We start from the raw sequence: 17,591 nt of genomic DNA on the forward strand, positions 1-17,591 counted from the left end.
ACCGGACCGGGTCACCGGGGATCAGGTAGGCCTGGGTGCTGCCGCTGATGGAATGGCTCATGTGCGTGCTTCCGTTCGTCAATCGCTCTTTTCGAGGGCCGATGGCGACCTTTATAGTCCCTCCCGCCAACTCATGCAGCCCTTGGGGCATTAAAACGTGCGACTATCGATCTTTAGAATTCAATGATCGATCAATTCGAGGGTTTTCACCTGCACCAATTGCAAACTCGAACCCTTCTACCCAGATCACACTTCCGCCCATGAGCAAGGACAGCAATCACGACCCGGCACCGCCGCCCGGCCTGGACAAGCGCGACTGGATCGCCGGCCTCGAGCGCGGCGTGAGCATCATCGAAGCCTTCGACGACGCCAACCCGCGCCTCACCGCCAGCCAGGCCGGCCAGCGCACGAACATGACCCGCACCGCCGCGCGGCGCTACCTGCTGACCCTGCAGCACATGGGCTACGTGGCCAGCGACGGCAAGCTCTTCTGGCTCACGCCGCGCGTGCTGCGCCTGGGCCAGTCGTACCTGGAATCGGCCCGCCTGCCCCGCGTGGTGCAGCCCTTCCTGCAGCGGGTGGCCGCGGGCACCAACGAGATCGCCTACCTCAGCGTGATGGACGGCGACGAGGTGGTCTACATCGCACGCAACGGCCCCAACCGCAGCATGAGCACCGGCTACGTGCTCGGCGCGCGCGTGCCGGCGCAGGTCACGGCCTCGGGCATGCTGATGCTGGCCCTGCGCAGCGACGCCGAGCTGGACGAATGGCTCACGACGCGCCAGCTCACCGTGTTCACCTCGCACACCATCGCGAGCATGGAGCGCATGAAGCTCGAACTCGCCCGCATCCGCGCCCAGGGCTGGGCCCTTTCCGAACAGCAGCTCGACCTGAACTCGCGCGGCATCGCGGTGCCGCTGCGCGACCGGCACGGCACGCTGGTCGGCGCGCTGAACATCACCATGCCGATGGGGCACGAGAGCTCGGAGGATGCGGTGGCGCGGGTGCTGCCGGTGCTGCGGGAGACGGCGCAGGCGATGCGCAACCTGATCTGACGTCGAGCGACTGACAGCATTCCGACAGCATCCGCCGGGCACGATGCGCGCTTTCAATCCAAGAAGCGCTGGAGACAACCCATGCCCGACCTCTTTCCGCCCGACCACGCCCGCCTGAACCGCCGCGGCCTCCTGCAAGCCAGCGGAGCCATGGCCCTCGGCGGCCTGCTCCCCTCACTGGCTTCCGCCGAAGACACCTGGCCCAGCAAGTCGATCCGCTTCGTCGTGCCCTTCGCGCCCGGCGGCAGTTCAGAGATCGTCGCGCGCTCGACCGCCGCCGAACTCTCGCGCACCATCGGCCAGAGCGTGTTCGTCGACAACAAGCCGGGCGCGGCCGGCAACATCGCCATGGGCGAGGTGGCGCGCGCCACCGACCAGCACACGATCATCCTGGGCCACATCGGCACGCTGGCGGTCAATCCGTACATCTTCGCCAAGCTGCCCTACGACGCGAACAAGGACTTCAAGCCCGTGAGCCTGCTGGCCAAGGTGCCCAGCCTCTACGTGGTGCACCCCGACGTGCCGGCGAAGAACCTCAAGGAATTCATCGCCTACGCCAAGTCGAAGCCGGGCAAGCTCAGCTATGGCTCGGCGGGCAACGGCAGCGCGGGGCACCTGGCCTTCGAGTACCTGAAGATGACGGCCGACGTGTTCATGCTGCACGTGCCCTACCGCGGCACCGGCCCGATGGTGACCGACCTGCTCTCGGGACGCCTCGACGCATCGGCCATCGGCGCGGCGGCGGTCCTCCAGTTCATCAAGGCGGGCAAGGTGCGCTGCATCGCGACGGGCTCTGCCAGGCGCCTGCCGCAGCTGCCCGACGTGCCGACCGTGGCCGAACAGGGCTTCCCCGGCTTCGAGATGACGCAGTGGTACGGCATGCTCGCGCCCGCCAACATCACGCCCGCGCAGATGGCCAAGCTCTCGGCCGAGACGATGAAGGCGGTTAAGTCGCCCGATTCGATGCAGCGGCTGACCAACGACGCGGCCGAAGCCATCGGCGGCACGCCGGAGCAGTTCGCGCAGTTCATTGCTTTCGAGCAAGCTCGTTGGCAAAAAGTGATCGCAAGGGCAAACATCAAGCCGGATTGATTGGCAAACCCCCAGGCTTCGCGCACTTCGTGTCGCTTCGCCAACCCCCTTGCAGGGGGCAACACCTGCGGCCCGGCAAAGCCGGTTCCGCGGTGTTTCGCGAAAAGACCTGGCGCCACTAGGATCGGTTAATGCGCATTCTCCTGGCCGAAGACGAACACACCCTGGGCACCTGGCTGTGCAAGGCGCTGGAGCACGCGGGAATCCAGGTCGAATGGGTGGACGACGGGCGGCTGGCCGACCGGGCGCTGCAGCAGCGCGACCATGACGCGCTGGTGCTCGACCTGGGCCTGCCCGGGCTCGACGGGCACACGGTGCTGCAGCGGTTGCGCGAACGCGACCAGCGGCTGCCGGCGCTGATCCTCACGGCGCGCGACTCGGTGAACGAGCGCGTGGCCTCGCTCAACGCGGGCGCCGACGACTTCCTCGCCAAGCCCTTCGCGCTGGCCGAGCTCGAGGCGCGGCTGCATGCTCTGGTGCGCCGCGCGCGCGGCGTGGAGCATCCGCGCCAGGCCTGCGGGCCTCTGGTGTACGACGGCGCGCGGCGGCACTTCACGCTCAACGGCGAGGCGCTGGCGCTTTCGCCGCGCGAGCTGGCGGTGCTGCGCGTACTGGTGCAGCGCAGCGGCGAGCCGCTGTCGAAGCAGCAGATCCTGGAGCGCGTGTTCTCCGACGACGAGGAAGTGCACCCCGAGGCGGTGGAGGTCTTCGTCTACCGGCTGCGCAAGCGGCTGGATGGCAGCGGCGTGCGCATCGTCACGCTGCGCGGGCTGGGCTATGTGCTCGAATCGGACTAGATGAGAGCACTCCCTCAGGCTTCGCGCACTTCGTGTCGCTTCTCCTCCCCTCTCGCCGGGGGCGACACCTGCGGCCCGGCGGAACCGGTTCCGCGGTGTCCCGCGAAGAGGCCGTCTGGATTTCGTGCATCGTGGGTATGTCGCTGAATATCACGGGCCGCCTGCGGCGCGCGAGCCTGTGGCAGCGGCTCGCGCTGCTGCTCTTTCCGGCCCTGCTGGTGGTGACCGCGCTGGAGCTGTGGATGACGCGGCACGACGCGCTGGCCGCCGCCAACGCGGCCTACGACCGCTCGCTGCTGGGCGCGCTCAAGTCCATCGACGCCAACATCTCGACCGCCTCGGGCGGCCTCTCGGTCGAGCTGCCGTACACGATGTTCGAGTTCTTCGAGCTGACGGCGAGCGGGCAGGTGTTCTTCCGGGTCTCGACCTCCGACGGACTGGTCGAGCTCGGCAGCGCCGACCTGCCCGCCCCGCCCGCCGAGCTGAAGATGGGCGTGCCGGCCTTCTACGACGCCATCTATTTCGGCGAGGCGGTGCGGCTCGCGGCCTACCGCCGCGACCTCGACCGCGCACCGGCCGGCAGCACCGGGCGCAGCGTGCTGATCCAGGTGGGCGAGAGCACGCGCTCGCGGCAGGAGTTCAGCGCGCGCTTCGTGCGCAGCGCGGCGCTGCGCGACGGGCTGGTGCTGGCGATGCTGCTGTGCGGCACCGCCATCGCGCTCGCGGCGGCGCTGCGGCCGCTCTCGCGGCTGGCTCGCGAGGTGGGCGCGCGCACGAGCGACGACCTCACGCGCATTGCCGAGACCGACCTGCCCGCCGAGGTGCGGCCGCTGGTGGCGGCAGTCAACCAGCAGATGTCGCGCACGCAGGAGCTGGTTTCACAGCAGCGCCAGTTCCTGGACGACGCCTCGCACCAGCTGCGCACGCATCTGACCACGCTGCAGATGCAGGCCGATTACGCCCGGCGCGAGGAAGACCCGGCGCAGGTGCGGGCGGCACTCGACGCGCTCGGCACCGAGATCGGCCGCGCCACGCGCAGCGCGCAGCAGCTGCTGGCGCTGGGCCGCAGCGACACGGTATCGGTGGAGCCCGCCGAATTCGACCTTGCGGCGCTGCTGCGCGAAGTGGCGGTCGACCTGCTGCCGCTGGCGCGCGCAAAGCGCATCGACCTGGGCATCCATTCGCCAACGCCCGGATTCCCCGCCGTGGCCGACCGCGGGCTGATGCGAGAGGCGCTGGGCAACCTGGTGAGCAACGCCATCGCCTACACGCCGGCCGAAGGCACGATCACGCTCTTCGCTGCCGGCGACGCGGCGGGCTGGAGCCTCAACGTCGAGGACAACGGCCCCGGCATCGACGAAGAGGAACGCGCCGCGCTGGGCCAGCGCTTCCGCCGCGGCGCGCGTGCGGGCAAGGGCGGCTTCGGGCTCGGGCTGGCCATTGCGCGCTCCATCGCGCAGCGGCATCGGGGCGAACTGCGGCTCGAAGCACGCGAAGCCGGTCCGGGGCTGCATGCGATCATCTGGTGGCCGCGCGCTTCATCGGCCCCGGCCTCTGACTGACAGGCCCGCCGCCATGCCCTCCTTTGCCTCCAATCGACGCCACGCATTGCGCGCGCTGTGCGCGCTGCTCGCGCCGTCGTTCGGCATGCGCGCGATGGCCGCGGGCGATCCTTCCGAAGAAGCGGCCGACTGCGTGATCCCCGCCAAGGCCGGCGGCGGCTTCGCCCTGACCTGCGCCCTGGCCCGCGACGCGCTGCAGGCTGTGCGGCCCGCGCGCCCGCCGCTCACCCAGCGCTACCTGCCGGGCGGCATCGGTGCCGTGGCCTTCGACCGCATCGCCACCGGCAAGCTCGGCGGTCCGGGCACGCTGGTGGCGTTCTCGAGCGGCTCGCTGCTCAACCTCGCGCAGGGGCGCTTCGGGCCGCACTCGCCCTCGGCCGTGCGCTGGATCGCCACCTTGGGCACCGACTACGGCGTGATCGCGGTGCACCGCGATTCGCCTTTCAAGCGCCTGCAGGATCTTGTCGCCGCGCTGCGGCAGGACCCGTCGCGCATCGCCTTCGGCGCGGGCGGCACCGTGGGCAGCCAGGACTGGGTGAAGGCCGCGCTACTAGTGCGCGCCGCGGGGCGCGACCACAAGGCGATGCGCTTCGTCTCCTTCGAGGGCGGCGGCGACGCATTGAGCGCACTGCAGGGCCGGCATGTCGATGCGTTTCCGGGCGACGCGGCCGAGGCGCTGCAGGCCATCGCTGGCGGGGCCGCCGTGCGGCTGCTCGCGGTGCTGTCGGAGAACCGGCTGGGCGGTGCCCTCACCGGCGTGCCGACCGCGCGCGAGCAAGGCGTGGAGCTGGTGTGGCCGACGGTGCGCGGCCTGTACCTGAGTGCCGATGTGCCCGAAGCCGCCGTGCGCGCCTGGGCCAACGCGTTCCGCGAAGCGAGCGCCGCCCCCGGCTATGCGGCGCTGCGCGAGCAGCACGGGCTCTACCCTTTCGCCCTCACCGGCACCGCGCTGGACGACTACGTACAGGCGCAGATCAAGGGCTACCAGCGGCTGGCGGGCGAATTGGGGCTGCGGCGCTGGCCCTCCTCCTGAGGAATACAGGCAAGATCGCGGCCATGACCGAAGACGCGATCACCCAACACATCATCGACATGCTGGCCGGCGGCCATTTCCAGATCGCCGACGACAACACCTTCTTCTTCCACGACGGGGACAACAAGTTTCCCTTCGCGACCATCGTGACGAAGGACAACGAGTTCGACAACGCCTCGAAGCTGGACCGCGCGGGCGTGTTCCGGCTGAACATCGGCGTGGGCAAGGAGACTTTCCGCGCGCTGTTCAGCGAGGAGCCGGCCGCGCCTGACCACGGCGCGCTCGACACGCTGATGCCGCATCCGCTGTACGCGAAGATGTACTGGGTCAGCGTGATCAACCCGAGCGCGAAGACCTTCGAGACCGTGAAGCCGCTGATCGCCGAGGCGCTGAGCCTCGCGCGATCGCGCCGAGCGGGTTAGGCCGCCTTCAGGAACACGTCGTGGTCCGGCGCGAAGTTGGCGTGCAGCGGCAGCATCGCGCCACCTAGCGCGCAAGCTTGGGCGCCGGCCTTGCCGCCATGCAGCTGCGGCTGCCAGAGGCCTTCCCAGTTGCAGTGGTCGAGCGCGTCGCGGGTCTGGTCGAGCAGCGCCTGCAGCAGCGGGCGCGACATGGAGCCGTCCACCACCACGTCGGACAGGTCGAGCATGGCGGTGCCGCAGACGATGGCATGCGCCAGCGCCTGCGATGCGCTCGCCAGCCAGGCCGTCGTCGCGCGTGCGAAGGGCGGCTGCAGCGCGCGGTCGTCGTAGGCGGCCATCGGGTCCAGGCCTTCGCCGGCCAGGCGCTGTTCCAGCTCCCACAGCGAGGCTTGCGCGACCAGTTGCGGCGGCAGCGCGCCGCGGCTGCCCGGCGGCTGCATCGGCAGCGATGCCAGCGCGCCCGCATTGCCATGAGCGCCCGTGTGCAGGTGCGAGTTGATGACCAGCCCGCCACCCACGAAGGTGTCGACGAAGATGTAGAGAAAGCTCTTCAGGTCGTGCCCCCGTCCGCCGACCAGCTCGGCCACGCAGGCGGCCACGGTATCGCGCGCGAAGCTCACCGGTACGTCGCAGCGTGCACGCACCTCGGCGGCCAGATCCATCTGGTTCCAGAGGTCGGACTGCGCCTTCGACAGCCCCAGCGTGCGGTGCCAGCCGCCGAGCAGGAACGGCGCGGCCAGCCCAACGCCGACGTTGCGAGCCGCGAGCGGACCCAGCCCGTCGCGCAGCCGGTGGATGTGCTGGGCGATGGCGGGCAGCAGCTCGTCGGCATCGGGAAAGTCGTAGCTGATGGCGTGGCGCTCGCGCACCTGCGTGGTGAAGTCGATCAGGAGCCATTCGGCGCCGCGCCGGCCCACCTTGATGCCGATGGCGAAGGCGCCGTCGGGGTTGAGCGCCAGCGGCACCGAAGGCTGGCCGATGCGGCCCCGCACACGGCTTTGCTTGACGATGAGCCCGTCTTCCTCCAGCCGCGCGGTGATGAGCCCGATGGTCTGCGCGCTGAGCCCGGTCAGCCGTGCCAGGTCGGCCTTGGGCAGGCTGCCGTGAACGCGCAGCGCCTGCAGCACCGTGCGCTCGTTGAACTGGCGCATGCCGACCTGGTTGGAGCCGCGGGGCCGCAGCAGGTCGGGGGTGCGCGCAGCAGCGGGTGCGTGCGCATCAGGCATGCGCCTCCGCGGGCAGCTGGTCGGCCGGCATGGCGCCGGTCATCACGGCGACGGTGTCGCTCATGCTGATCTTCTTCGGATCGAGCACGGCCGCGCGGCGGCCGAGGCGGGCCACGTGGATGCGGTCGGCCACCTCGAACACGTGCGGCATGTTGTGGCTGATGAGCACCACGGGCAGGCCGCGATCGCGCACGCGGCGGATCAGCTCCAGCACCATGTTGCCCTCCTTCACGCCGAGCGCGGCGGTGGGCTCGTCCATGATGACCACGTGCCGCGCGAAGGCGGCGCTGCGCGCCACCGCCACGCACTGGCGCTGGCCACCGGAGAGCGTTTCGACCGCCTGCGTCATCGACTGGATGCCGACCTTCAGGTCGGCCATGCGCGCGGTGCTTTCGCTCAGCATCTTCTTCTTGTCGAGCATGCGCAGCACATTGCCCATGAAGCCGGGGCGGCGCAGCTCGCGGCCGAGGAACAGGTTCTCGTAGATGGTCATGGCGGGTGCCACGGCCAGGTCTTGATAGACCGTCTCGATGCCCGCGCGGCGCGCCTCCAGCGGGTTGCGGAAGTGCACCGGCTTGCCGTCGAGCAGGATCTGCCCCTCGTCGGGCACGATCGCGCCCGACAGCGCCTTGATGAGCGAGGACTTGCCCGCGCCGTTGTCGCCGATCACCGCGAGGATTTCTCCTTCGCGCAGCTCGAAATCGACGCCGGCCAGCGCGGTGACCTGTCCGTAGCGCTTCACCAGGCCCTTGGCCTGCATCACGATCTTGCGGTTTGTAGCCGTGTTCATTTCAGTTCTCCACCACGCTGGCACGCGAACCGCGGCCTACAAGACCGGCGCGGCCCCGTCGGGGAACACCGCGAAACGGGCTCTGCCCGGCCGCAGGTGTTGCCCCCTGCAAGGGGGTTGGCGAAGCGACACGAAGTGCGCGAAGGCTGGGGGTGAGCTTCATGCTAGCGGGCTCCCTTGCGCGAGAGTTGGTCGGCCGTCACGGCCAGGATCACCAGGATGCCCGTCACCAGCACCTGATAGATGGACGACACGCCCATCAGCGTGAGCCCGTTGCGGAACACGCCCACGATCAGCACGCCGATCAGCGAACCCAGCACGATGCCGCGACCGCCGAAGAGGCTGGTGCCGCCGAGCACCACGGCCGTGATGGCGTCGAGGTTCTCGGTCTGGCCCGCGTTCGGGTCGCCCACGCCGGTGCGCGCCACCGACAGCAGCGAGGCGATGCCGTAGAGCACGCCCGCCATCACGTACACGCCCAGCAGCACGCGCTGGGTCGGAATGCCGACCAGCCGCGTCGCCTCGGCGTTGTTGCCCACGGCGTAGACGTGCCGCCCCGCCGCCGTCTCGCGCAGCACGAACCACGCGAGGAAGTAGAGCGCGACCATCAGCACCGACCCCCACGCCACTTCGGCGCCACCGATGGCGAAAGTGGCCCCCAGGCCGGTGAGGGCGCCAGGCAGGTCGGTAATGGTCTGCGAGGACGAGTACAGCTGCGTGATCGCGAAGGCGATGTTCAGCGTGCCCAGCGTCACGATGAAAGGCGGCAGCTTGATGCGCGTGACCAGCAGGCCGTTGAGCAGGCCGAACAGCGTCGTCACCCCGATGCCGCAGAGGATGGCCAGCGGCGCCGGCATGCCCAGTTCGGTGGCGAACTTGCTCATGATGATCCCGCCCAGCGCCATCACCATGCCGCACGACAGGTCGATGCCCGCCGTGAGAATGACCAGCGTCTGGCCGATGGCGATCACGCCGACCACCATCACCTGCTGCAGGATCAGCGAGAGGTTGCCGCCCGTCAGAAAGCGGTCGGACTGGGTCGCGAAGAAGATGCACGCGCCCAGAAGAGCCAGCCACGGCCCGAGGGCGCCCCACGGAATGTGGTGCGTTGGAGACTTAGCCATGGCTTCTCTTTTTCCTGCCTCGGAGTCCCGGATTACTTCTTGCCCCAGCACAGCTCGGCGCCAGTCTTGGTGTCCTTGCTGTCGACGCCCGCCACCGGCTTGCCGGCGATCAGCGTCACGCCGGTGTCCACGTAGCCCGAGGCCTTCTTGCCGGTCTTCGCGAACTCCACGCCAGCGGCCACGCCCATGGCGGCCATCTTCAGCGGGTACTGCTGCGAGGTCGCGGCGATGATGCCGGCGGCCGTGTCCTTGATGCCCTGGCAGCCGCCGTCGACCGACACGATCATCACGCCCTTCTCCTTGCCGGCACGCTTGAGCGCGTTGTATGCACCGGCCGCGGCGGGCTCGTTGATGGTGTAGACCAGGTTCACGTCGGGCGCCTTCTGCAGGCAGTTTTCCATCACGGTCTGCGCCTTGGCCTGGTCGCCGTAGCTGTCGGCCATGCAGACGATCTCAGGCGCCTTCGACAGCTCGTTCGACTTCGCGTCGTTGGCCGGCAGGCCGAAGCCCTTCATGAAGCCGTTGTGGCGCTGCGCACCCACCGGGTGGCCCGGCAGCAGGTCGAGCGCGACGATCTTCGCCGGCTTGCCCGCCATCGCGGCCTTGGCGTACTCGCCGATCAGCACACCGGCGGTGTAGTTGTTGGTGGCAAACAGTGCGTCGGTCGCATCCGGCGGATCGGCCGGGCTGTCGAGCGCGATCACCATCACACCCTTGTCGCGTGCCTTCTTGATCGCGGGAACGATGGCCTTGGCGTCGCTCGGCGTGATGAGGATGGTCTTGGCGCCGGCGGCGATCATGTTCTCCATGGCCGTGATCTGCCCGGCGTTGTCGCCGTCTGCCTTGCCCGCGCCGGAGAGCAGCTTGGCGCCCTGCTTCTTGGCTTCTTCCTGCGCGCCTTCCTTCATCTTCACGAAGAAGGGGTTGGTTTCGGTCTTGGTGACGAGGCCGATGATGGGTTGGTCGGCGGCGAAGGCGGCGGTCGACGCGGCGGCTGCGGCGAGGGAGAGTGCTGCCAGAGCGAGGATGGAGCGAGGGCTGGTGTGCATGGGTTGTCTCCTTGGGCGGGCGGTTTGCGCCTGCGGTTTTGGATCCGGATCGCGTGGTGGGAAGCGGGCGTCCGGGCGCAAGGGGACTATCGGGCAGCGGAGGGACTAAATCAAGGTGATTTAGTTATCGGAAACCCGAGGTTTGGCATATGACTGACTCATTGGCGATCGGTAGTGGTGGTCAACGGCGAGAGAGCAGATAGGTACCCCGCCCAAACCAAGAAGTCATGCAGCTCTCGTTTTGAGAGGATGCCGCCCCAGCGCGTCGTAGCTGAAGGTGGTGGTGATGCCGCTGTGGTCGGTCGCCGCGGTCATGCGGTTGAAGCCGTCCCACTCGAAGACGGTTCGCCAGCCGTTGCGCACCCGCTCGGTCATGTTGCCGCGTTCGTCGTAGCGGTAGCTGGTGCCGGCGTAGTTCTTCAGCAGGTTGTCCAGCAGCTTGCCGGCCGGGTGCCTCAGTGGCTCATTGGCCGGTGGCGGGTCGACGATGTTGCCTGCGGGGTCGAAGGCGAAGGTCTCGCGCCCTAGGCGGCTGTTGGCTTCCAGCAGGCGGCCCACGGGGTCGTAGCGGTAGTTCAGGCTGCCTCGGCGGCTGTCGCCGATGGTCACCAGCTGGCCAGCCTTGTCGTAGGTATAGCGGCGTTGGATGCCGGTGGTCGATTCGATAGCGCCGGGCCGGGTGCGCGAGATGTGCTGTTCGAGCAGCCGGCCCGCCGGGTCGTACTTCTGCCGCTGGCTCAGGCCGTTGCCTTGTTGGCGTGCGATCTCGCGGTGCAGGTCGTCGCGCTCGAGCCCAGGATAGGCACTACCCCAGCGCGGGATCGAGCAAGTATCTATACGCGTACGTCAAAAACTCCAAACCCATATCGGGATTAAGCCGCTTGAGCAGAAATAGATAAAACGGTATGGGCGTCACGCTTTCTCTTGTGTCTGGATCCCAACCAGCTTCTTCATAAAAACAGCAAACAGCACATCGACTTAAACCAGCCAAAGCCGGCTGTTCCTCTTCGAGGCGCCTGAACAGCGCCCAAAGCTCAAGCCTACCTGGCTTTCGCAAATCATCGCTGCCATCAACGCCTAAAAAAGCTATCGCCTGTTGCAAATTATCAGCAACAAGATCGAGCTCTTTAGATGGAGCAATCTGACTAAATCGGCCCGTCAAAATACAACCATGCAAAAATTCTGCATACATCTTCATCATCAAAAAAAAGGGCACCTTTTTTTCAATCAATTGCTCCTCAATGGCGTCGAGACGCTCTTCTTCCTCTTCGCTATAAGGTTCGGTCATTTTTTCACTCCATCACAAATGCCGAGCCGCCCCATGACGATGCTGCAAGAGCGGCAGTACGGGAGTAATTTTCCGTCATTTCGTTCGGTAGTCGATGTCGCCCCTTCGACCACGCGACGAAGCTCATCAGCGTTAGCTACCTTATGAGCATCAGCAATTTTGCTTAGTGCATCCGGCTCCCCACACCATCCATGCGTATCCGACTGCTGATCGAGCGCGACATCGTCATACATTTTTTTAACTATGGGATTCTGCGCTCCTTTTCCTCCAGCCCCACCGCTGTAGCCAACTGTCGGCTCCGATAGCTTTCCCCCTTCTATAGTGGTTCGAGTACCTCGGTTATTTGGCGTAATACCTTTTTTTCTAGCAAGGCCCAGAGGATCTATCCACACCACCGGATTGGAAGCGAAAAGATGTAGATTAGAGCCGCCGAGCAAGCCAATGGGATCACTGGAAATGAACCGCCCAGCCCGCGGGTCGTAATACCGATACCGGTTGTAATGCAACCCCGTCTCTTCATCCCAATACTGCCCCTGAAACCGAATCGGATTCCTGAACCCCGCCCTTCTCCCAGCCTCGCTGATCGCCTCCCGCGCCTCTCCCCACGCCTTGTACTGAGCCGACCAGGCAATGCTCCCCTCATGGTCTGTCAGTTCCTGCGGCGTGCCCAGGTGGTCGCACTGGTAGAACGCCATCTCCTTCCTGTCGAACGCCCGCGGCACGCGCCTCTGCTCGCCGTTCCACAGCGCATCCTGCTCGATGTCGTAGACGCCTCCGTTGGCCGCCATCAGCGCCTTCGCATCCGTCGTCTCGCTCAGCGCCATCGCACTCGCACGGCGCACCTGCACCAGGGGCACGAACGAGTTCGGCTCGTGGATGTAGTGCACGCTCCAGCCGTGATCGCCGCCTTCCTCGATCGCCGAGCTGCTCTGGGTGCTCTCGAATGCGAGCACGTCGCCGTCCCAGCCGAACAGGGTCGTGGTGTCGCCCGAACTCTTGGAAAGACGCCGCCCCAGCGCGTCATAACTGAAGCTGGTGGTGATGCCGCTGTGGTCGGTCGCCGCGGTCATGCGGTTGAAGCCGTCCCATGCGAAGACGGTGCGCCAGCCGTTGCGTACGCGCTCGGTCATGTTGCCGCGTTCGTCGTAGCGGTAGCTGGTGCCGGCGTAGTTCTTCAGCAGATTGTCCAGCAGCTTGCCGGCTGTGCATATCTCCTGAAACGAAACTCTATTTAGGCGCGAGCAGGAATTTCAGCTCCGCCCTTTTTACTCTTTAGACCATAGGATCCTTGGATATAAATCACTCAACAATGAAAGAACGCGCCTCCTTCCTATCGAATATACGCATCACGCTTTTTCTGCTCTCCGTTCTACAAAGTTATTGTTTGACGTAATAGACACCGCTACCACTGCTTGCTTCAAGTGCGCTCGTTCGCCTCTGCCACTTACTCGTTATCGACGACCATTGCTGGAGATCATGCTTTCAATTGACGAAAGCTTCAAGAAGAATACTTGCGTGTCATATCTTCTACTCCTTCTCGAAAAACTATAAAACTCTGCCGGCGCGAAATCTCCCTCGAGAAGGAACTTCCGAAGCAAAAATTCCGCATATTCAAATGCTTCATCGGACATAGAAAGCGTCAATCTCCCATCTCTAATTTCCAGATGATTTTCGTCTTTTCGCTCGAGCTCTATTTCCGCGGCGCCAACCCCATTTCTTGTGTACTGCAAACAATCAATCACGACTGCATCCGTACCATGGTTGAGAAAAAAAGAAACAGCGTCCAGAAATTTTATAGCGCCTTCTCGATCGAATCGTATTGTCAATTCATCTTTGCTAAACGGGCCGATGTTAAAAATTATCATGGACAACCCAAAGGAACATGAACATTCTTCGTCACTAGAAAATTTCCTGTTGGCTGGCCATTATTATTTTTTGGCGACAAAAATTCGAAATGAACATGAGGCGTGTTCGGAACATTAGGTGAGCCCATGCCATGCCCACCAGAGTAATCGCTGGGTCCAACCCTGAATTGCCGAGTGCCGTCGATGCTTCGCCATTTTCCGGGGCCAACTTTCACCATTTCGTCTCCGAGAAATTTATCTCTAGCAACACCAATTGCAGATGGACATATTCTTCGCCGCCATTCGGACAACTGTTGGGTCGAAGCCCTGCTCGAACTGTCCTTGCCAGAGACAACCGTAGGAGATCTTCCAGTTGAGACATATTTCAAGCCCAGAGGATCGATCCACTGTGTGGGGCTTGGTACATATAAATGCAGGTGCCCGCCACCGGCCAAGCCAATTGGATCGGAACTAACAAATGTTCCGCCGACCGGATCGTAGTACCGATACCGGTTGTAGTGCAGCCCCGTCTCTTCATCCCAATACTGCCCCTGAAACCGAATCGGATTCCTGAACCCCGCCCTTCTCCCAGCCTCGCTGATCGCCTCCCTCGCCTCTCCCCACGCCTTGTACTGCACCGACCACGCAATGCTCCCTTCATGGTCCGTCAGTTCCTGCGGCGTGCCCAGATGGTCGCACTGATAGAACGCCATCTCCTTCCTGTCGAACGCCCGCGGCACCTGCCTCTGCTCGCCGTTCCACAGCGGGTCCTGCTCGATGTCGTAGACGCCTCCGTTGGCCTCCATCAGCGCCTTCGCATCCGTCGTCTCGCTCAGCGCCATCGCGCTCGCACGGCGCGCCTGCACCAGAGGCACGAACGAGTTCGGCTCATGGATGTAATGCACGCTCCAGCCGTGCTCGCCACCCTCCTCGATCGCTGAGCTGCTCTGCGTGCTCTCGAAGGCGAGCACGTCGCCGTCCCAGCCGAACAGCGTCGTGGTGTCGCCCGAGCTCTTGGAAAGACGCCGCCCCAGCGCGTCATAGCTGAAGGTGGTGGTGATGCCGCTGCGGTCGGTCGCCGCTGTCATTCGGTTGAAGCCGTCCCATGCGAAGACGGTGCGCCAGCCGTTGCGTACGCGCTCGGTCATGTTGCCGCGTTCGTCGTAGCGGTAGCTGGTGCCGGCGTAGTTCTTCAGCAGGTTGTCCAGCAGCTTGCCGGCCGGGTGCTTGAGCGGCTCGTTGGCCGGGGGCGGGTCGACGATGTTGCCGCGCGAGCCCGAAACCGAACATAGCGCCCCACCAGAATCTCATGTTTTGTAGCAGATGGATCGAAATAACTTGCGTCAGAAACAGGAAATTCAATGTCACCCAAATCCCCAAAAATCAAGTTCGACGCATTTTTTCGGCCACAAGAGGAAAAGAATTCAAAACAAACCCCAATGCCGACTCAATGTCAGAGAATTTATTTCTCACATAAACATCATATAAATCGATGGCATCTTCATATTTTTGCAAATACTCATCAAAACCAACCGCAACCACGTCCCCCAACAGCCTAACAAAGCATTCCCAATGAACCGTTTCGCCACCTCGCAGATAATCACCTTCGATCCAGAGAATTTTCTTGGATCGAACAATTAAGCTCAATTTTGAAATTATTTCAGCGTCACTCATTTTTTCTTTGCCAAAGGACATTGGGTGGGACGGTCCACGAAAATATCGACGCGATCGCCCTCGGGCGTAATGATATTGACATGCGGCATTGTTTTATGTGGATGCCCGTCGGGAAGTGATTCATGACCGTAAAGCACGCCTGTTGCAGGATTGGTCTTGAAGTCCATGTGGTACGAGGCTCTTCCGGTACCGTTCTGGCGATTCGATTTGAATGCGGCCTTGTCCCTCGCGGTCTTTGCGGGATCTTTATCTGCTGCTCCGGCTGACTTTTGCGCGTCTGGGAACGCAGAAAACAAGACGGCTGACGCCTCCTTGAACGAACAGACCGTGACACTTCTCCCCGCCTTGACCTGCGCCGCCTTTTTAAGAATCTCGGCAGGGGAAAGACCGTTAGCGTCGATCCAGCCCGTCGGATTGGGAACGGCTGCATGAAGGTTGCTACCTCCGATCAGTCGAATCGGATCCTTACTAACAAATCTTCCGGACCACGGTTCGTAGTAGCGGTACCGGTTGTAATGCAACCCCGTCTCTTCATCCCAATACTGCCCCTGAAACCGAATCGGATTCCTGAACCCCGCCCTTCTCCCCGCTTCGCTGATCGCCTCCCGCGCCTCTCCCCACGCTTTGTACTGCGCCGACCAAGCCACACTGCCTTCGTGGTCCGTCAGCTCCTGCGGCGTGCCCAGGTGGTCGCACTGGTAGAACGCCATCTCTTTCCGGTCGAACGCCCGCGGCACCTGCCTCTGCTCACCGTTCCACAGCGGATCCTGCTCGATGTCGTAGACGCCTCCGTTGGCCTCCATCAGCGCCTTCGCATCCGTCGTCTCGCTCAGCGCCATCGCGCTCGCACGGCGCGCCTGCACCAGAGGCACGAACGAGTTCGGCTCATGGATGTAATGCACGCTCCAGCCGTGCGCACCGCCCTCCTCGATCGCTGAGCTGCTCTGCGTGCTCTCGAAGGCGAGCACGTCGCCGTCCCAGCCGAACAGGGTCGTGGTGTCGCCCGAACTCTTGGACAGACGCCGTCCCAGCGCGTCATAGCTGAAGGTGGTGGCGATGCCGCTGTGGTCGGTCGCCGCTGTCATTCGGTTGAAGCCGTCCCACGCGAAGACAGTGCGCCAGCCGTTGCGTACGCGCTCGGTCATGTTGCCGCGTTCGTCGTAGCGGTAGCTGGTGCCGGCGTAGTTCTTCAGCAGGTTGTCCAGCAGCTTGCCGGCCGGGTGCCTCAGTGGTTCGTTGGCCGGGGGCGGGTCGACGATGTTGCCTGCAGGGTCGAAGGCGAAGGTCTCGCGCCCGAGGCGGCTGTTGGCTTCGAGCAGGCGGCCCACGGGGTCGTAGCGGTAGTTCAGGCTGCCTCGGCGGCTGTCGCCGATGGTCACCAGCTGGCCAGCCTTGTCGTAGGTATAGCGGCGTTGGATGCCGGTGGTCGATTCGATAGCGCTTGGCTTGGTGCGGGAGATGTGCTGTTCGAGCAGCCGGCCCGCCGGGTCGTACTTCTGCCGCTGGCTCAGGCCGTTGCCTTGTTGGCGTGCGATCTCGCGGTGCAGGTCGTCGCGCTCGAAGCCCAGGATATCCTGGCCGTCGATCATCAGGCCGTGCACATGGCCGGAGCCATAGGTCAGCCACTGGGTGACGTGCCCGTCGGGCCGCACGGTGGCGATGCGATGGTTGAGTTCGTCGTAGCGGTGCTGCCAGACTGCCGTGCGCTTGCGCTGCAGGTAGTGGTGATGTTCGCGCGTCAGGTTGCCGGCCGGGTCGTAGAACCACTGCAGGCGTGCATCGCTGTTGGTCGCCTCGAGCAGGCGGCCGTTGCGGTCGTAGGCGAAGCGTTCGGACTGCCCGCTGGCGCGGCGTTCGCTCAGACGGCCGAGTGGATCGAATTCGAGTTCGGTGCGATGGCCGGCCTCGATCACTTCGGCGAGCACGCCCGTGGTCTCTTCGTGGACGTACCGCGTGGCCTTGCGGTCGAAGCCGGTTTCTTCGAGCAGTCGGCCTACGGGGTCGTAGCGGAAGTCGTACCGGCTGCCGTTCTCGTTGTGCAGTTCGGTCAGGCGACCCAACAGGTCCCAGTGGTACCTGAGCGAGCGGCCAGCGGCATCGGTGCGGCCGGCGATCAGGCCGGCGCGCGTGTAGCTGTAGCGTGTGGCGCGACCCAGTGCGTCGGTGTGCACGAGCAGCCGGCCTTCGGCGTCGTGCTCGAAGTGTTCGCTCGTCCTGTCGGGCTGTTCGATTTCTTCCAGCTGGCCGGCTGCGTAGCGATAGCTGGTTGCGTTGCCTGCGGCATCGGTGGCCTTGACCAGGCGGCCGCGCTCGTCGTATTCCCAGCGGCTGGTCTTGGCGGAACAGTCGGTGTAGCTCAGCAACTGGCCCGATGGCGAGTAGACGAGCGCCTTGACGCCGCCCTTGGCATCGGTGATGCGCACGGGCCTGCCGGCCTTGTCGTAGGCGTACTCGGTCTTGTGCCCCAGCGGATCGATCTCTTCCGTGAGGTGGCCTTGCGCGTCGTAGTCGCGCTTCCACACGCCGCCTTCGGCATCGCGGATGCCGGTGAGCCGGTGCAGGCTGTCGTACTCGTAGTGCACACGGCTGCCGTCCGCACGCGTGTGCGTCTGCAGGTTGCCGTCGGGGTCGTAGG

The 17,591-nt window shown here is 64.7% G+C and carries 16 protein-coding genes; 6 read left to right on the top strand and 10 right to left on the bottom strand.

Annotated features, from left to right (window positions below; genetic code table 11):
* Positions 1-260 precede the first annotated feature (260 nt).
* From QMO14_RS30115 to QMO14_RS30140, 6 genes are all read left to right on the top strand, one after another.
* On the top strand, positions 261-1,055 hold the full coding sequence (locus QMO14_RS30115) for an IclR family transcriptional regulator C-terminal domain-containing protein (protein ID WP_301511666.1): 795 nt from the start codon (positions 261-263) through the stop codon (positions 1,053-1,055).
* 81 nt (positions 1,056-1,136) lie between these two features.
* Positions 1,137-2,147 carry a tripartite tricarboxylate transporter substrate binding protein gene (locus QMO14_RS30120; RefSeq protein ID WP_301511668.1) on the top strand — a complete coding sequence of 337 codons (1,011 nt, stop codon included), beginning with the start codon at positions 1,137-1,139 and terminating at the stop codon, positions 2,145-2,147.
* Positions 2,148-2,278: 131 nt separating this feature from the next.
* Positions 2,279-2,944: a response regulator gene (locus tag QMO14_RS30125; protein ID WP_301511669.1), complete on the top strand. Its 666-nt coding sequence runs from the start codon at positions 2,279-2,281 to the stop codon at positions 2,942-2,944.
* Positions 2,945-3,081: 137 nt separating this feature from the next.
* Positions 3,082-4,506: a sensor histidine kinase gene (locus QMO14_RS30130; protein ID WP_301511670.1), complete on the top strand. Its 1,425-nt coding sequence runs from the start codon at positions 3,082-3,084 to the stop codon at positions 4,504-4,506.
* 13 nt (positions 4,507-4,519) lie between these two features.
* Positions 4,520-5,539 (top strand): tripartite tricarboxylate transporter substrate-binding protein, encoded by a 1,020-nt coding sequence (locus QMO14_RS30135; protein ID WP_301511671.1) that lies wholly within the window; start codon positions 4,520-4,522, stop codon positions 5,537-5,539.
* 23 nt (positions 5,540-5,562) lie between these two features.
* Positions 5,563-5,961, top strand: coding sequence for a DUF6194 family protein (locus QMO14_RS30140; RefSeq protein ID WP_301511672.1), 399 nt, complete (start codon positions 5,563-5,565; stop codon positions 5,959-5,961).
* Here QMO14_RS30140 and QMO14_RS30145 read toward each other — a convergent pair.
* The 10 genes from QMO14_RS30145 to QMO14_RS30190 form a co-directional block, all read right to left on the bottom strand.
* A complete protein-coding gene (locus QMO14_RS30145; protein WP_301511673.1) occupies positions 5,958-7,187 on the bottom strand; it encodes an ROK family transcriptional regulator in 1,230 nt (409 codons plus the stop codon). The genes QMO14_RS30140 and QMO14_RS30145 overlap by 4 nt on opposite strands.
* Positions 7,180-7,977: an ATP-binding cassette domain-containing protein gene (locus QMO14_RS30150; RefSeq protein ID WP_301511675.1), complete on the bottom strand. Its 798-nt coding sequence runs from the start codon at positions 7,975-7,977 to the stop codon at positions 7,180-7,182. The genes QMO14_RS30145 and QMO14_RS30150 overlap by 8 nt, the downstream gene beginning before the upstream one ends.
* 164 nt (positions 7,978-8,141) lie before the next feature.
* Complete coding sequence (locus QMO14_RS30155) at positions 8,142-9,101, bottom strand: ABC transporter permease (RefSeq protein ID WP_301511677.1); 960 nt, start codon at positions 9,099-9,101, stop codon at positions 8,142-8,144.
* A 32-nt stretch (positions 9,102-9,133) separates the two neighbouring features.
* Positions 9,134-10,150, bottom strand: a complete 1,017-nt coding sequence (locus QMO14_RS30160; protein WP_301511679.1) for a sugar ABC transporter substrate-binding protein — start codon at positions 10,148-10,150, stop codon at positions 9,134-9,136.
* Between the two features lie 225 nt (positions 10,151-10,375).
* On the bottom strand, positions 10,376-10,987 hold the full coding sequence (locus QMO14_RS30165) for an RHS repeat domain-containing protein (RefSeq protein WP_367618184.1): 612 nt from the start codon (positions 10,985-10,987) through the stop codon (positions 10,376-10,378).
* On the bottom strand, positions 10,956-11,438 hold the full coding sequence (locus tag QMO14_RS30170; protein WP_301511680.1) for a hypothetical protein: 483 nt from the start codon (positions 11,436-11,438) through the stop codon (positions 10,956-10,958). Before QMO14_RS30170 ends, QMO14_RS30165 begins: the two co-directional genes overlap by 32 nt.
* Positions 11,435-12,568, bottom strand: a complete 1,134-nt coding sequence (locus QMO14_RS30175) for an RHS repeat domain-containing protein (RefSeq protein ID WP_301511682.1) — start codon at positions 12,566-12,568, stop codon at positions 11,435-11,437. The genes QMO14_RS30170 and QMO14_RS30175 overlap by 4 nt, the downstream gene beginning before the upstream one ends.
* A gap of 731 nt (positions 12,569-13,299) precedes the next feature.
* Positions 13,300-14,430 (bottom strand): RHS repeat-associated core domain-containing protein, encoded by a 1,131-nt coding sequence (locus QMO14_RS30180; RefSeq protein ID WP_301511684.1) that lies wholly within the window; start codon positions 14,428-14,430, stop codon positions 13,300-13,302.
* Between the two features lie 235 nt (positions 14,431-14,665).
* Positions 14,666-14,977, bottom strand: a complete 312-nt coding sequence (locus tag QMO14_RS30185) for a hypothetical protein (RefSeq protein WP_301511685.1) — start codon at positions 14,975-14,977, stop codon at positions 14,666-14,668.
* Positions 14,953-17,591, bottom strand: a 2,639-nt coding sequence (locus QMO14_RS30190) for an RHS repeat-associated core domain-containing protein (RefSeq protein ID WP_301511686.1), incomplete at its 5' end; no start/stop codon positions are given. The genes QMO14_RS30190 and QMO14_RS30185, both read right to left, overlap by 25 nt.

The organism is Variovorax sp. CAN15 (assembly GCF_030462475.1).
Lineage (GTDB): Bacteria > Pseudomonadota > Gammaproteobacteria > Burkholderiales > Burkholderiaceae_C > Variovorax.

Coding starts and splice junctions, on each gene's coding strand:
- QMO14_RS30140 (WP_301511672.1), top strand. CDS start 5,563: ATGACCGAAGACGCGATCACCCAACACATCATCGACATGCTGGCCGGC.
- QMO14_RS30135 (WP_301511671.1), top strand. CDS start 4,520: ATGCCCTCCTTTGCCTCCAATCGACGCCACGCATTGCGCGCGCTGTGC.
- QMO14_RS30120 (WP_301511668.1), top strand. CDS start 1,137: ATGCCCGACCTCTTTCCGCCCGACCACGCCCGCCTGAACCGCCGCGGC.
- QMO14_RS30160 (WP_301511679.1), bottom strand. CDS start 10,150: ATGCACACCAGCCCTCGCTCCATCCTCGCTCTGGCAGCACTCTCCCTC.
- QMO14_RS30185 (WP_301511685.1), bottom strand. CDS start 14,977: ATGTCCTTTGGCAAAGAAAAAATGAGTGACGCTGAAATAATTTCAAAA.
- QMO14_RS30155 (WP_301511677.1), bottom strand. CDS start 9,101: ATGGCTAAGTCTCCAACGCACCACATTCCGTGGGGCGCCCTCGGGCCG.
- QMO14_RS30125 (WP_301511669.1), top strand. CDS start 2,279: ATGCGCATTCTCCTGGCCGAAGACGAACACACCCTGGGCACCTGGCTG.
- QMO14_RS30115 (WP_301511666.1), top strand. CDS start 261: ATGAGCAAGGACAGCAATCACGACCCGGCACCGCCGCCCGGCCTGGAC.
- QMO14_RS30180 (WP_301511684.1), bottom strand. CDS start 14,430: ATGACCGAGCGCGTACGCAACGGCTGGCGCACCGTCTTCGCATGGGAC.
- QMO14_RS30150 (WP_301511675.1), bottom strand. CDS start 7,977: ATGAACACGGCTACAAACCGCAAGATCGTGATGCAGGCCAAGGGCCTG.
- QMO14_RS30170 (WP_301511680.1), bottom strand. CDS start 11,438: ATGACCGAACCTTATAGCGAAGAGGAAGAAGAGCGTCTCGACGCCATT.
- QMO14_RS30175 (WP_301511682.1), bottom strand. CDS start 12,568: ATGACCGAGCGCGTACGCAACGGCTGGCGCACCGTCTTCGCATGGGAC.
- QMO14_RS30145 (WP_301511673.1), bottom strand. CDS start 7,187: ATGCCTGATGCGCACGCACCCGCTGCTGCGCGCACCCCCGACCTGCTG.
- QMO14_RS30130 (WP_301511670.1), top strand. CDS start 3,082: ATGTCGCTGAATATCACGGGCCGCCTGCGGCGCGCGAGCCTGTGGCAG.